The organism is Streptomyces sp. NPDC039609, assembly GCF_055596705.1.
Window position 1 is genome coordinate 544783 of the sequence record NZ_JBVIUJ010000006.1, and the last position, 13875, is coordinate 558657.

At 71.0% G+C, this 13875-nt stretch carries 12 protein-coding genes; 5 read left to right on the forward strand and 7 right to left on the reverse strand.

Annotated features, from left to right (window positions below):
* Nucleotides 1–296: 296 nt before the first annotated feature.
* Both ACZ561_RS20815 and ACZ561_RS20820 read left to right on the forward strand, forming a co-directional pair.
* Nucleotides 297–794, forward strand: a complete 498-nt coding sequence (locus ACZ561_RS20815; RefSeq protein ID WP_470997005.1) for a GNAT family N-acetyltransferase — start codon at nucleotides 297–299, stop codon at nucleotides 792–794.
* Complete coding sequence (locus ACZ561_RS20820; RefSeq protein WP_470997008.1) at nucleotides 791–1750, forward strand: ABC transporter substrate-binding protein; 960 nt, start codon at nucleotides 791–793, stop codon at nucleotides 1748–1750. The genes ACZ561_RS20815 and ACZ561_RS20820 overlap by 4 nt, the downstream gene beginning before the upstream one ends.
* Nucleotides 1751–1808: 58 nt before the next feature.
* Here the strand turns inward: ACZ561_RS20820 and ACZ561_RS20825 are convergent, their stop codons facing one another.
* A complete protein-coding gene (locus ACZ561_RS20825; RefSeq protein WP_470997011.1) occupies nucleotides 1809–3086 on the reverse strand; it encodes a DUF5685 family protein in 1278 nt (425 codons plus the stop codon).
* A gap of 319 nt (nucleotides 3087–3405) precedes the next feature.
* Between ACZ561_RS20825 and ACZ561_RS20830 the strand changes: the two genes are divergently transcribed.
* Nucleotides 3406–3840, forward strand: a complete 435-nt coding sequence (locus ACZ561_RS20830) for a cell division protein SepF (RefSeq protein WP_470997014.1) — start codon at nucleotides 3406–3408, stop codon at nucleotides 3838–3840.
* Between the two features lie 99 nt (nucleotides 3841–3939).
* On the opposite strand, the gene ACZ561_RS20835 is transcribed toward ACZ561_RS20830, so the two are convergent.
* A complete protein-coding gene (locus ACZ561_RS20835; RefSeq protein WP_470997016.1) occupies nucleotides 3940–5616 on the reverse strand; it encodes an MFS transporter in 1677 nt (558 codons plus the stop codon).
* A gap of 405 nt (nucleotides 5617–6021) precedes the next feature.
* Between ACZ561_RS20835 and ACZ561_RS20840 the strand changes: the two genes are divergently transcribed.
* Nucleotides 6022–7047, forward strand: coding sequence for a phosphatase PAP2 family protein (locus ACZ561_RS20840; RefSeq protein WP_470997019.1), 1026 nt, complete (start codon nucleotides 6022–6024; stop codon nucleotides 7045–7047).
* A 101-nt stretch (nucleotides 7048–7148) separates the two neighbouring features.
* Here the strand turns inward: ACZ561_RS20840 and ACZ561_RS20845 are convergent, their stop codons facing one another.
* Nucleotides 7149–7352, reverse strand: coding sequence for a proteinase inhibitor I78 (locus ACZ561_RS20845; protein WP_376444433.1), 204 nt, complete (start codon nucleotides 7350–7352; stop codon nucleotides 7149–7151).
* Between the two features lie 332 nt (nucleotides 7353–7684).
* Here ACZ561_RS20845 and ctaD point away from each other — a divergent pair, with 332 nt between their 5' ends.
* Nucleotides 7685–9388: an aa3-type cytochrome oxidase subunit I gene (gene ctaD, locus ACZ561_RS20850; protein ID WP_470997022.1), complete on the forward strand. Its 1704-nt coding sequence runs from the start codon at nucleotides 7685–7687 to the stop codon at nucleotides 9386–9388.
* On the opposite strand, the gene ACZ561_RS20855 is transcribed toward ctaD, so the two are convergent.
* The 4 genes from ACZ561_RS20855 to ACZ561_RS20870 all read right to left on the reverse strand — a co-directional run bounded on the left by ACZ561_RS20855 (nucleotide 9336) and on the right by ACZ561_RS20870 (nucleotide 13864).
* On the reverse strand, nucleotides 9336–10313 hold the full coding sequence (locus tag ACZ561_RS20855; RefSeq protein ID WP_470997025.1) for a helix-turn-helix transcriptional regulator: 978 nt from the start codon (nucleotides 10311–10313) through the stop codon (nucleotides 9336–9338). The genes ctaD and ACZ561_RS20855 overlap by 53 nt on opposite strands.
* Nucleotides 10314–10744: 431 nt before the next feature.
* Nucleotides 10745–12019 (reverse strand): glycosyltransferase family 4 protein, encoded by a 1275-nt coding sequence (locus ACZ561_RS20860; protein ID WP_470997028.1) that lies wholly within the window; start codon nucleotides 12017–12019, stop codon nucleotides 10745–10747.
* A 68-nt stretch (nucleotides 12020–12087) separates the two neighbouring features.
* Nucleotides 12088–13377: an ABC transporter substrate-binding protein gene (locus ACZ561_RS20865; RefSeq protein WP_470997031.1), complete on the reverse strand. Its 1290-nt coding sequence runs from the start codon at nucleotides 13375–13377 to the stop codon at nucleotides 12088–12090.
* The gene (locus ACZ561_RS20870; protein WP_470997034.1) at nucleotides 13355–13864 is read right to left on the reverse strand and encodes an MTB12 C-terminal domain-containing protein; all 510 of its coding nucleotides are present in this window, start codon (nucleotides 13862–13864) and stop codon (nucleotides 13355–13357) included. Before ACZ561_RS20870 ends, ACZ561_RS20865 begins: the two co-directional genes overlap by 23 nt.
* Between the last annotated feature and the right edge of the window lie 11 nt (nucleotides 13865–13875).

The following is a 13875-nucleotide window of genomic DNA, read 5'->3' on the forward strand; positions in this document are numbered from 1 at the left end:
GCCCCTTGAGGCTACGGCGGTGGGGCGCAGCCTTGTCAAGGCAGTCCGAAGGATGAGCCCTACGTCTCATCGTGGTTGACGGGCAATCGGATACCTGTTCCACTTGGGCCATGCATTCGCAGCAGTGGCTGGTCACGCGCTCCCACATCGACTTCGGTCGCGTGTGGTCCTCTTCCTGTTGAGCCGACCCCCTGCGTTTCGCCTGCCCGCACTCCTCCGCGCGGCGCCTTCACCTGTGTAGCCGAGCTCGACTCCCCTCGCTCCGCCCTGCCCTGTCCTCCTCCCGAGGGACACGTATGACCTCCACGCCCAGCCGTGGATCCGCGCCGTCCGTGCGCCGGACCACGGTCGACGACCCTTTGGCGCGCCCGCTTCTCGACGAGCCGGCGCACGAATACCTCACCCGCTACGGCTCCGACGCCGACCTCCGGCACTACCCGCCCGAGGAGTTCGCCCCTCCGCAGGGCGCGTTCCTGCTGCTCCTGGAGCACGGCCGGCCCGTCGCCGGTGGCGCGTACCGCCGTCACGACCCGCACACCGTCGAGCTGAAGAGGATCTGGACGCACTCCGCGCACCGCCGCCGCGGCCTCGCACGAAGGGTGCTGACCGTCCTCGAACGGGAGGCCGCCGACCGCGGCTACTCCCGCGTGTACCTCACCACCGGCCCGCGCCGGCCCGAGGCCAAGGGCCTCTGTCTGGCCGCCGGTTACCGCCCGCTCTTCGATCCGTCCGCGGATCCGGAGTCGATCGGCCCGCTGCCGTTCGAGAAACACCTGGAGACACCGAAGCCATGAGCCTCACCAGTACACAGCGCCACACGGTCGCCTTCGCCCTGATCACCGCGGCCGCGCTCACCCTCACGGCCTGCGGCTCGGGCGACGCGACGACCGCGCAGGCCGGTGCGGCGGGTGCGAAGAAGGGCGCGGTGCCGACGGCCGACCTGGTCTCGACGATCGCGAAGGACGAGGCGGCGGCGAAGCTGCTGCCCGCGGACGTACGGCAGCGGGGCACGATCTCCGTCGCCTCCTCGACCGGCACCCTGCCCGGCGCGGCCTACCTCCCGGACGGGAAGACCCTGGTCGGCGGGGACGTCGACATCACCGACGCGGTGGCGAAGGTGCTCGGGCTCCGGGTGAAGCGCGAGGTGGTGAGCTGGGAGGCGATCCTGCCGGCCCTCGGCAGCGGGAAGTACGACGTCGGCACGGGGAACTTCGGGGTGACGGAGGAGCGGCGCAGGACGATCGACTTCGTGACCTACATCAATGACGGGCAGGGGTTCGCGGTGCGCGCGGACAGCCCGCTGAAGAAGGTCACCGACCTGACGCAGCTGTGCGGTCTGAACGTGGCGACGGGCGGCGGTACGACGTTCGAGGCGACGCTGGAGAAGAACCGGCCGCGGTGCGCGGCGGCCGGAACGAAGCCGTACGACGTCCAGGTCTTCAGCGACCTGGGCGCCCAGTGGATGTCGCTCCAGCAGGGCCGCAGCGATGTGCTGATGAGCACGGTCAACGGCCTGCGGTACGCGGTGACCCAGCAGGAGAACGTGACGTTCCTCAACGAATACCGCCGCCTGGACGTCGGCTTCGCCTTCAAGAAGGGCACCGCGCTGGCCCCGGCGTTCCAGGCGGCGGTGAACAAGCTGAAGGCGGACGGCACGTACGACCGGATCCTGAAGAAGTGGGGCCTGACGGACTCGGCGATCGCCGAGTCCCGGATCTCCCCGCCGGAGATCCCGGCGCCCTCGAAGTGACGGTTCGTGCCGGGGCTCCACGCGCCCCGGCACGTATCGGATGCTCTCCGACGGTCCGTCAGCAGCCGTCGCAGGGGCAGCAGCAGTCGCAGGCGTTGCCGTCACAGTTGCAGTCGCAGTCCCGGCAGCAGCCCTCACGCTTCTTCCGGGACCAGGGGCCCTCGTACTCCTTCGCGCAGCAGATCTGGCAGGTGCAGAACAGCCAGGTGAACGCGGCGCAGCCACCCAGGAAGGAGCGCGGCTTGGGCTTCGGGGGCTCTCCACCGCCGAACTGCGGCGGCAGCCCACCGGGACCGCCGGGACCGCCAGGGCCGCCGGGACCACCAGGACCGCCGAATCCCCCGCCGCCGTAGGGGCCGCCCCCGTAAGGGTTGCCCCCACCCCCGTAAGGGTTCCCGCCTCCCCCGTACGGACTGCCGCCCGCGTACGGATTTCCGGGCACGGGACCCTGCCCCGGTCCCGGCGTCCCGTGCGCGCAGGTCGTCGTGCCGAAGGCGCGGTCCACCGAGTTGCGGAGCTCGTGCGCGAGCAGCACGTGCGCCAGCTTCCCGTTCACGAACTCGGCGTCCCGCAGTGCCAGCCGGATTCCGTGCAGCGCGTCGTCCGCGAGCCGGCGCGCCTCCTCCAGCGACGTGCCGGTCGCGGTGAGCGGATTCCAGGCACCCGACGCGGCGTCGGCCTCACGGTCCTCCACGGCGTCCAGCAGATGCGCGAGCCGCCCGAAGAGCCGGCCCGCCTCGGCCAGCGGCTCCACGTTCTCGGGCCGGCCCGCCAGGAGCGCGGTGTGGGCGAAGGCCGCGGCCGTCGCCGTCTCGGTCGGCTCGGTCACGACGAGAAGCGGTGTGCCGGGCCCGGCGAGCGTCTCGATCCCGGTCTGCCGGTCGACGGCGTCCACCAGGACCGCCGTGTCGAAGCCGAGCTCGCGTCCGGTACGCGCGCCCGCCCGGTCCCAGGACCTGGCGACCCGGCGGGCCGCCGCGGCGACCGGCCTGCGGGCCAACAGCCCGTCCCGGTCGGCGACGTGGTCCCGCACCTTCGCCGATGCGAGGACGAGCGAGACCGCCGCGGCGAGCCGCGCGCCCTCGCCCTGGGCGACCGGCGCGCTCTTCATCTGGCGCAGAGGACAGGGTCCCGCGGTGCGCCGTCCGCCGGGGACCGCGCCGGTCTGAGCCTCCGTCAGCACGGAGACGATGAGGCCGTCGTAGTTGGTGACCACCCGGGCGAACTGCCCGTGGTCGGCCCGAAGTGCCAGGCAGAGGCCACAGAGATGGGCCATCCACTCGGTCTTCAGGCCGTCCGTGAGCCGATGTGTGCAGGGCCTGACGATTCCGAACAAGAGACTCCCCCGTGAGTCGTACGCGTGTGCTTCAGCGCTCCGCGGACATCGTATCGAGCCCGCTCGTTCACCCGTACGCTCCGGCCGTCACCCTTCTGGCCCGACTTTCATATTTTAAGTTGCACGCCCCTCCGGAACCTCCGTCAGGCCTCGTATACCGCAAGATTCCTGACGATTCGCCAGAAACCAGACCTCACGTTCTGCACCAGTACCGTCACGAAACACGCGCGCGCCGACTATCCACTTGGCGCGCAATCCGCATCATGGACGACGATAGGGATTGCGGAACCACAAGTGACCGCGCTGAAAGGAGGCGTCCATGGGATCGGTGCGCAAGGCGAGTGCCTGGCTGGGACTCGTCGAGGACAGCGACGAGCGTTACTACGACGACGAGTACGCCGAGGGTGCCGAGAGCGGCGACGCCTGGGTGACGGACCCGCGGGTCCGGGTGGCGTCCGACTCGGCGCAGGAGCAGGGCCGCCGGATCGCGACCGTCTCCCCGGACGGGTTCCGGGACGCCCGGGGCATCGGCGAGCTCTTCCGGGATGGCATCCCGGTCATCGTGAACCTCACGGCCATGGAACCCTCCGACGCCAAGCGCGTGGTGGACTTCGCCGCCGGTCTCGCCTTCGGTCTGCGTGGATCGATCGAGCGGGTGGCGACGCGGGTCTTCCTGCTGACCCCCGCCGACACCCAGATCATCAGCGGGGACCCCGCGGGCCGTGCGCAGGACGGTTTCTTCAACCAGAGCTGAGCCGGCGAGCACCTCCCGGCGGCAGCGCTGGGTGGGGGCACCTCCCAGCGGCAGCGCTGGGGGATCGCCGTTCACCGGAACGGACGGCGACGGGGCGCCTCAGCGCGCCGTACGTCCGGAGCGGGCCGGTTCGACCGGCTCGCGGGTGGCAGGCACCCGTACCTCCTCGGGAGCCGGGGTCGCCGGGCTCTTGGGATCCACCAGGCCTCCCGCCGGGTCCACCAGATCCTCCGGATCCACCGGGCACTCCATCACCCGCGGCAGCCGCAGCGCCATCAGCGCGCCGAGGAGCAGCAGGCCCGCACTGACGAACAGCGTCACATGCAGTCCGTCCACGAAGGCGTGCCGGGCCGCGTGGTACAGCGCCGTACCGGCCGCGCCGCCCAGCTGGTCGGCCACCTGGTAGGCCTCTCCCAGCGAGTTCGCGGCGGCCCGGCTCGCCTCGTCCGGAACACCGGGGACGGCGGAGAGGCCGGGGGCGTACGCCGCGTTCATCACGCTGCCGAGCAGTGCGATGCCCATGCCCGCGCCGAGCTGGTACGAGGTCTCGCCGATGGCCGCCGCGCCGCCCGCGCTCTCCGCCGGGGCCTCGCTCAGCATCGACTCGTAGGCGGAGAAGAGCGTCGTCTGGAGTCCGAAGCCGAGCAGCACGAAGCCGCAGGTGAGCAGGAGCGGCCGGTCGTGCTGACCCATGAGCACCAGGAGCAGGACGGCGGCGGCGGTGAGTACGAACCCCCAGCCGACCATTCGGCGCGGGCCGATGCGGCGCAGGGTGTACGAGCCGGTGGCGCCGGCCGCCATGGCGGCGAAGGTGAGGGGCAGCAGCCGGAGCCCGGTCTCCAGCGGGCTGAGCCCGAGGACCAGCTGGAGGTACTGGACCGCGATCAGCTCCAGGCCGACCAGGGCCAGCATGGCGAGCACGATGCAGCCGACGGAGGTGGTGAACGCGGCCCGGGAGAAGAGCCGCATGTCGATCAGCGGGTGGGCCCGCCGCCGCTGCCTGCGGACGAAGAGGATCAGCAGGGCCGCCCCGATGAGCAGCGGTCCGGCGGTCGGGTAGACGAAGAGGTTCTCGCCGGCTCCGATCCGCTTCACGCCGAGGACCATGCCGAGCACGCCCGCCGCGGCCATCAGCGCGCCGAGGACGTCCCAGGGGCCGTCGTCGCGGCCCTTGGACTCGGGGAGCAGCCAGCGGCCGAGCGGCAGGATCAGCGCCATCAGCGGGATGTTGATCAGGAAGACCGAGCCCCACCAGTAGTGCTCGACCAGGAAGCCGCCGAGCACGGGCCCGGTGGCGGCGCCGACGGCGGCGACCGCCGTCCAGATGCCAATGGCGGTGGCCCGCTCACGCCGGTCGGGGAAGACCGCCCGGAGGATCGAGAGGGTGGCCGGCATGATCATCGCGCCACCGACGCCGAGCAGGGCGCGGGCGCCGATCAGGATCTCGGGTTCGGTGGCGAGGGCCGCGACCGCGGAGGCGACGCCGAACAGCGCGTACCCGAGGAGCAGCACCCGCCGCCGTCCCACCCGGTCGCCGAGCGTGCCGAAGAGGATCAGCAGCGAGGCGCAGATCAGCGGATAGGCGTCGACGATCCACAGCAGGGCGGTGGAGCTGGGACGCAGATCCTCGGTGAGGGAGGGGACGGCGACATGGAGCACGGTCGCGTCCAGTGCGACCAGCAGCAGGCTGACGCAGAGGACGACGAGGACGACCCAGCGGTTGGCACCGCCGCCGGCGGCGCGGAGCCGTGCTCCGGCCGTGATCGTCCGCTGCATGTACGTACCTCCCAATGGATCCCTCGCGCTCGGTGGGCACCGGCCGGGGCGCGGGCCTCGGGGCGGCCCGGCATCGACGGGCGAGTGAGCCGTCAGCGTACGCGAGTTCAGGGCCCGAGCGCGTGGTGCACCTCTCACCACGGCGGGACGCGGACTGTGGCGTACGCCACTCCATCCGCACCGCGCGTCGCATGGAATTCCATGCGTACAGACGTTTGAAGCATTTCCGTGGTGTACAAACAGACTTCCGGAAAGTCACCCGGCGGCAATAGGGCGGAAGGTCATCGGATTCTCAGACGTACGCCAGGAATAAGCACCGGTCTGAGACCTACTCCACATCACATCGTCATCACGAAGACACCGGATCGACCAAGGTCGCTACTCACTCCCTGTAACGTCGATTGGGTGCGAACCGACATCTTTGCCCGGCTGGACCGGGAGCCGGAACCGCCGAAGATAGAGGTCCCGGGGATGACCCGCACGCGTCTCGCCCTCTTCGGCGGGACGCTGGCGTTCTATCTCGCCATCGTCGTGGCCGTGCTCCTGTCGACCTGGCTGGTGACCCTCGACTGGAAGATCATGCTCTTCCGGCCGTACCAGCAGTGGCCGGAGATCCACGGCTTCCTCGACTACTACGTCGTCCTCGGCCAGCGCGGTCCCACCGCCGTGATGGTGGCGGCGTGGCTGGGCTGGCGCTCCTGGCGTCAGCACACGCTGCGCCCGCTGCTGTCGCTCGGCGCGGCGCTGCTCCTGCTGAACGTGACGGTCGGCGCGGTCAAGATCGGACTCGGCCGTCTCGGCCCCCATTACGCGACGCAGGTCGGCTCCGCCGAGCTCTTCGCGGGCGGCGATATATTTCCGTCCGGACACACCGCCAACGCGGTCGTGACCTGGGGAATCCTGGCCTATCTGGCGACCACTCCGCGAGCCCGGCGCTATCTGTCGGCCCTCTCGGCCGTGGTCGCGCTGGGTGTCGGCCTCACCACGGTCTACATCGGTACGCACTGGCTGAGCGATGTGCTGCTCGGCTGGGCCGCCGGCCTCCTGATCCTGCTGGCCCTGCCATGGTGCGAGCCGCCGATCGCCCGGGCCGAGGCAATGATCCTGAGCCTGCGCGACCGCCTGCGCGAGCAGCTGCGGGCCCGCCGCCGGCTGGTGCCTTCGCTGCCCGTCGCGACCGGTGGACCGCGCCCCGCGATGTACCCGCAGCGTCCGGCGGGGACCGAGGAGCCGGTTCGGGAGATCATCGGTGTCAGGAGCGGGCGGTCCGCCGCGCGCGGCGAGGGGCGACTGGCTCCGCCGCTCACCACCCCCCGCGCGCACTCCACGCACACCACGCACTCCACCCATGCCGTGCGCTCCGAGCGGACACCGGTCACCCCGGCCGGCAGCCGCCGCCCGCCGCACTCACGGCCGCTCACCGGCGGCTGACCGCCCGTCACGACAGCACGCGGAAGGGCCCCGGCTTCACGGCCGGGGCCCTTCCGCGTACGGGCGCCGTCCTCGACCCGGCATCGCCCTCGTACAGGCACCTACCCCAGCCAGCAGCGGGTGACGGTGCCCTCCGTCACCTCGAAGTTGATGCGCCCCTCCAGGTACTCCATGGTGATGATCGAGCCGGGCGGCAGGGACCGCACCACGCTCCAGCCCTGGTCCCTGGCGAGCTCTTCGGCCCGCTCCCGGGCCAGCCCCACATAGTCGTCCTGCGGTACGGGAGAGGTCTGCTTCGGTGTCATGCAACTCACGTTAGTCCCTTACCGGTCACGCTTGTGTCACAGCTTCTCGACATATGTTTGACACGAGCGCCGTCACCCGAGAGGGCGCTTTCCGGCCGAATATCCGGCAATTGCAGGCCCCCTCGCGCAGGCCGCAGATAGGCCTTCGGAATTCCTTCCCACCCGCCTCCCAGGGGAATTGGGAGGGCCGAGGACCGCCGTCCGGTATTCACGATTTCCCCGCACGATGCGCACACGTTCGGCCGATCGGAGCAGCGCCGTCGGCCCGCCTCCCCAGCTCCTGGACCAGCGGCGCGCATCATGTCCGGACGATCGGAGCACCGGAGGCATCGATGGGCATCGACACCGCGCACGCGGCCGTCGAATCACCTCGGGAACGGCATGGGCGGGTCCTGATCGACTGGCTCACCACGACCGACCACAAGAAGATCGGCCACCTCTATCTGGTGACCTCGTTCGTCTTCTTCCTGGCCGCCGGGCTCATGGCGATGCTGATGCGGGCCGAGCTGGCCCGTCCCGGGCAGCAGCTGATCGACAACCAGCAGTTCAACCAGGCGTTCACCCTGCACGGCACGATCATGCTGCTGCTCTTCGCGACGCCGACCTTCGCCGGCTTCGCCAACGAGCTGGTGCCGCTCCAGATCGGCGCCCCGGACGTCGCCTTCCCGCGGCTGAACATGTTCTCGTACTGGCTGTTCCTCTTCGGCGGCCTGATGGTGATCGGCTCCCTGCTCGTGCCGAGCGGGCCCGCCGCCTTCGGCTGGACCGCGTACGCCCCGCTCAACAGCCTGGAACGCTCCCCCGGCATCGGCCCCGACCTGTGGATCATGGGGCTCGCGCTCTCCGGCTTCGGCACGATCCTGACCTCGGTGAACTTCCTGGCGACGATCGTCGGCATGCGCGCGCCGGGCATGACCATGTTCCGGATGCCGATCTTCACCTGGAACATCCTCTTCACCACGATCCTGGTGCTGGTGGCGTTCCCGGTGCTCGCCGCGGCGCTGCTCGTCCTGGAGTCGGACCGGCGGTTCGGTTCGCTGGTCTTCCAGCCGGAGAACGGCGGGGCGCTGCTGTGGCAGCACCTCTTCTGGTTCTTCGGCCACCCCGAGGTCTACATCATCGCCCTGCCGTTCTTCGGCATCATCAGCGAGATCATCCCGGTCTTCGCCCGCAAGCCGATCTTCGGCTACGCCACCCTGATCGGCGCCACGATGGCGATCACCGGTCTCTCGGTGGTGGTGTGGGCGCACCACATGTTCGCCACGGGTGCGGTGCTGCTGCCGTTCTTCTCGCTGCTGTCGTTCCTCATCGCCGTGCCGACCGGTGTGAAGTTCTTCAACTGGGCGGGCACGATGCTCAAGGGCTCGCTCTCCTTCGAGACCCCGATGCTGTGGTCGGTCGGCTTCCTGGTCTCGTTCCTCTTCGGCGGGCTGACCGGCGTCATCCTCGCCTCGCCGCCGATGGACTTCGCCGTCACCGACTCGTACTTCGTCGTGGCCCACTTCCATTACACGGTCTTCGGCACGGTCGTCTTCGCGATGTTCGCCGGCTTCTACTTCTGGTGGCCCAAGTTCACCGGCAAGCTCCTCGACGAACGGCTGGGCAAGGTCCACTTCTGGACGCTCTTCGTGGGCTTCCACACCACGTTCCTCGTGCAGCACTGGCTCGGCGCGGAGGGCATGCCGCGGCGGTACGCCGACTATCTGGACGCCGACGGCTTCACGGCGCTGAACACGGTCTCCTCCATCGGCGCGTTCCTGCTCGGCGCCTCCACGCTGCCGTTCCTGTACAACGTCTGGCGCACGGCCCTGTACGGGGACAAGGTCGAGGCGGACGACCCGTGGGGGTTCGGGCGCTCGCTGGAGTGGGCGACGTCGTGCCCGCCGCCCCGCCACAACTTCGACGCCGTTCCGCGGATCCGCTCCGAGTCGCCGGCGTTCGATCTGCACCACCCGGAGTTCGTGGCCCTGGAGCGGGCCCGGATCAGTGCTCCGAGCGGTCAGAGCGGTCCAGGGCGCGAGAAAGCCGGTCCCTGACGCTGCGGATCCAGTGGTCCAGCTCGCGCGGCTCGACGACCTCGAACTCGAGGCCCAGCATCATCACGTGGATCACGAGGTACTCCAGGCTTCCCGCGCCCGTGCGCAGCAGGGAGGAGCTGTCCCCGTCCGCCTCCAGGACACCGTCCATGGGCCCGACGACCTGGACGGCCTCGGCGAGCGGGACATGCAGCCGGATCGTTGCCCCGGCGGCGTAGGCCGCCGTCGAGACGCCCTCCGAGACATAGGCGGCCAGGTCCTCGGCGGGCGGCTCACGGGGCGGGAAGCGGGGGCCGTGCGGCGGCTTCGGCTCGATCCGGTCGGCCCGGAACGTACGCCAGTCGGCGCGGTCGAGGTCCCAGGCGACCAGGTACCAGCGGCGTTCGGTGCACACGAGGCGGTGCGGCTCGACCGTACGGCGGGTGGCCGTGCCGCCGTGGTCGCGGTACTCGAAACGGAGCCGCTCACTGTCCCGGCAGGCGTTCGCGAGCTCGGTGAGGACGGCTGGGTCGACCTGCGCCTGCGGGGCGCGGAGCATCGGCACCGTGAAGGCGTTGAGCGTGCTCACCCGGCGCCGCAGCCGGCCCGGCAGCACCTGCTCCAGTTTGGCCAGGGCGCGTACGGAGGTCTCGCCGATGCCCTCGATGCCCTGGCCGGCAGCCGTGCGCAGCCCGACCGCCACGGCGACGGCTTCGTCGTCGTCGAGCAGCAGCGGCGGCAGCTCGGCTCCGGCACCGAGCTGGTAGCCGCCACCCGTCCCGGGGCTGGCGTTGACCGGATAGCCGAGCTCGCGCAGCCGGTCGACGTCCCGTCGCACGGTCCGCGGGGTGACCCCGAGCCGCTCGGCGAGGTCGGCCCCGGACCACTCGCGGTGGGCCTGCAACAGCGAGAGCAGACGCAGCAGTCGTGCGGAGGTCTCCAACATGTGCCCGAGTCTGCCAGCAGTCGAGGACAGCTACGGTCCTCGACTGCACGAGGCCCGGCGCTCGTACGGCGCGACGGCCGGGCGGCCTCGGAAGCCCGGCCGGCCCGTCCCGCGCGACGGCCGGTACACACGTCGCCCGACGGCGGGCCGACCCGAGACCGAGGGGCGTCGGGACGGCCGGACCGACCGGCGACCCGACCGCCGAGCCGACCCGGAACCAGGCCGAACAGGCCGAACGGCGCCCGGACAACCGGGCCGAACGGGACCCGACAGCCGGGTCTACCGGGACCCCGACAACCAGACCGAACGGGACCCGACAGCCGGATCTACCGAGCCCCCGACAGCCGAGCCGACCCAGGACCAGACCGAACAGCGCCCGGACAACCAGACCGAACGGGACCCCGACCGGCCTTGAGGCGCCCGGCGCCCGCTCAGCGGAAGCGGCGGACCAGGACTCCGGCCCGGCGCTTCAGCTCGTACACGGCGTCGATCGCGCCGCCGACGGCCCGGTGGACGGCCTCGCCGAGACCGCCGTGCGTGCGGCGGCTCGCGCCGCGGGCCGCGAGCTCGGACCAGATCTCCTCGTGGCGGGCGGCGATGCGCACCGGGTCGAAGCGTTCGGACGCCGTCAGCGCGGCGCGCGCTGTCTTGGCGCGCAGTTCGTCGTCCTCGATGAGGTCGAGCAGCGCCCGGGCGATCCCGGCCACGTCGTCGACAGGCACCAGACGGCCGTCGACCCCGTCCTCGATGATCTCGCGGGGGCCGTGGCAGTCGGTGGAGACGACCGGGAGTCCGCACCGCATCGCCTCGACGATGGTCATGCCGAAGGACTCGCGCAGCGAGGTGACGGCGGCGATCGAGCCCTTCGCCCACTCCTGCTCCATCGGGTTGGCCCAGCCCATGAGGAAGACGTTCTCCTCGAGACCGCGGTCCTTGATGCGCCGCGCGAGCGTGGCCCTCATGTCGTCGACGGCGTCCCCGGTGCCGTAGATCCGCAGTTGCCAGTCCGGCCGGGCAGCCGCCACCTCGGCGAACGCGTCGATCAGCACGTCGTACCGCTTCACCCGGGTCAGCCGGCCCGCCGCGACGACGATCTTCGCGGCGGGGTCGGCGGGCGCCACGCTCGGCGCGGGCACGCTGTTGGGCACCGCGTCGATCCGGACGCCCGGCAGCTTCAGCCGGGACCGGTAGGCGCGGGCGTCGGCCTCGGTGACCGTCGTGACGGCGTCCAGGAGCGCGTACTGATGGCGGATCTCGCGGCGCAGCCGGAAGGTGTGCCCGGCAAGCACCAGATGCTCCTGGCCGACCAGGACCGGTCCGCGCCGGGCCTGCTTGGCGAGGTGGACGTTGAGTCCGGGGCGGGTGGCGACCAGCACGTCGGCCTCGACGCCCGCGAGATGCTCACCGATGCGGGCGTCGGTGAGCGCGCTGTACTGCTTCCACCGGCCGTCGCCGCGAGGGAAGACCGTGGCGGGCCGGGCGAATTCCGGGTGCTCTCCGTCGTAACCGGGGCTGTCCTTCCGCAGGTCCACGAGGTGACGCAGGGTCACTCCGGCGGGCAGGCCCAGGATCGGCTCGTCGCGGTGCCGGAAGACGGACACGATCTCCACCTCGTGACGCTCCGCCAGAACCTGGGCCAGGGTGAACGTCGTCCGGATGGTTCCGCCGATGTGGTAGGCGTTGTGGAGCAGAAAGGAGATGCGCATCGGGCTTCCGGTTCCCCCCGGTGAAGTGGTCGGACTGTGGCGACTGTACTGCCCGCCCGGCGCTCGCTTCACGGTCGGTAGCCGAGCTGAGGAACCGTGGCACAGTTCGTGGTCATCTCTCCCTGGCTGACCCAGCCCCGACCGTCCTGCCAACGGGCCACGGACAGACAGGTGTGACGGGTCTTCGGCGGCTCGGCGAGCTTCTCGAAGCGGACCGGCAGCAGCAGTCCGCGGGCGGTGTACGGCTCCGGCCGATTGACGAACTCCTCGACGCAGGCGCGGGCGAGCTTGTCGCCGCAGGACAGCGCCGCGTCCGTGAACCACATGGCGGCCGCCCAGCCCTCCAGTTGCCACTGGGAGAGCGGCCGGTCCCCCATGGCCGCCCTGAACTCCCGTACCGCGGGATGCCCGGTGTCCTCGTAGTTGCGGCTGGCGCCGGTCACGAAGAGCGCCTCGCGGCAGGCCGGGGACGCGGCGTAGTCGCGGGGCACGGTCGAGGACCAGTTCTGCACGTTGGTCACCTTGGCGGTGACACGGACGTCCAGCGCCTCCATCGCCTCGCAGAGCTGGGCGTTGCCGTGCGTGTCCATCGCGTCGAAGACGAGGTCGGCGCCCTGCGCCTTCAGATCCGCGGCCACGGCGCGGAAGTTGGGCAGGGCGAAGTCCACCTGTTCGTCGACGACCTTGTATCCCTCGGCCCGCAGGCCGTCGGAGATCAGCCGGGCGTACGCCGTCGAGGCGGCCTGGTTGTAGGCGACGACCGCGGCGGTGCGGGCACCGTGCTCGCGCTTGAAGAAGCGGTAGACCTCGGTCCCGCCGTACAGCACCCCGTCCCAGCCGGGTGCCTTTCCGGTGCGCGGGGCGAGGCTGCCGTAGATCCCGTACAGATGCGGATAGGTGTCGTACGCCGGGGTGAGCGGCTGGCCCCCGATGTCGGGGACGCCGGCCTTCGCGACGAGCGGGGCTCCGGCGTAGTCGAGCGCGGTGGTGGCGACCAGGGCGAAGACCTTCCGCTCGTCGAGCAGCTTGTGCACGCACTCGTTGTTGCCGACACCGCTGCCGCCGTCGTCGCAGGTGACGACCTCGACGCGGCGTCCGTTCAGACCTCCGCGGGCGTTGAGGGCGTCGAACCAGGCACGGGCGCCGTCACGCGTGCCGGTGAAGGCGTCGCCGCCGACAGGGCTGGTGGCGCTGGTGATGACGCCGATGCGGAGCGGCTCACCGCCGGAGGGGAAGGTGGCGGTGGGCCGCGTCTCGAACGCGCGCTCCGGGAGTCGGCTGCCGCAGGCCGCGGTCAGGGCGAGCAGCCCGGCGAGGAGCAGCGCCGCAGGGGTCTCAGCAGCCCGGAACGGTCGCACCGCTGAGTTGCGCCAGGCCGCAGAGGGTCTTCACGGACACCTTCCAGGTGTCGTCCTGGAAGACCGACGCGCCCTTGGCGTCGGGCACGGCCGTGGATCCGGCGACCAGCAGGTCGTAGGTCACGTTCGCGTCGTTCGGCGAGGTGAACTCGATCGTCTTGACCTTCGCCGTGGCTTGGGACGCGGCGTCGTTGGTCAGGAGCGCCTCAAGGGCGGGCCGCATCTGTTCGCCGTTCTCCAGCAGCTCCGCCCGCTCGGCCGCCGGGGTGTCCGGGTCGAAGAAGGCGGTCCAGTTCTCGGTGATCTCCGCCCTGGCCGCGGCCGGGTCGGACGGCGCGGTCGCGGCGGGCTCCGGGGAGTCCGACTCACCGCCTCCGTCGCCGCCGCAGGCCACGAGGGCCGGGCCGAGCACCAGGACCGAGACGGCCGCCAGGGCCGCGAGACGAGAGCGAGGGCGAGTGGGTCCACCGTGTCGCCTGAGAACCATCTGGCTCACCA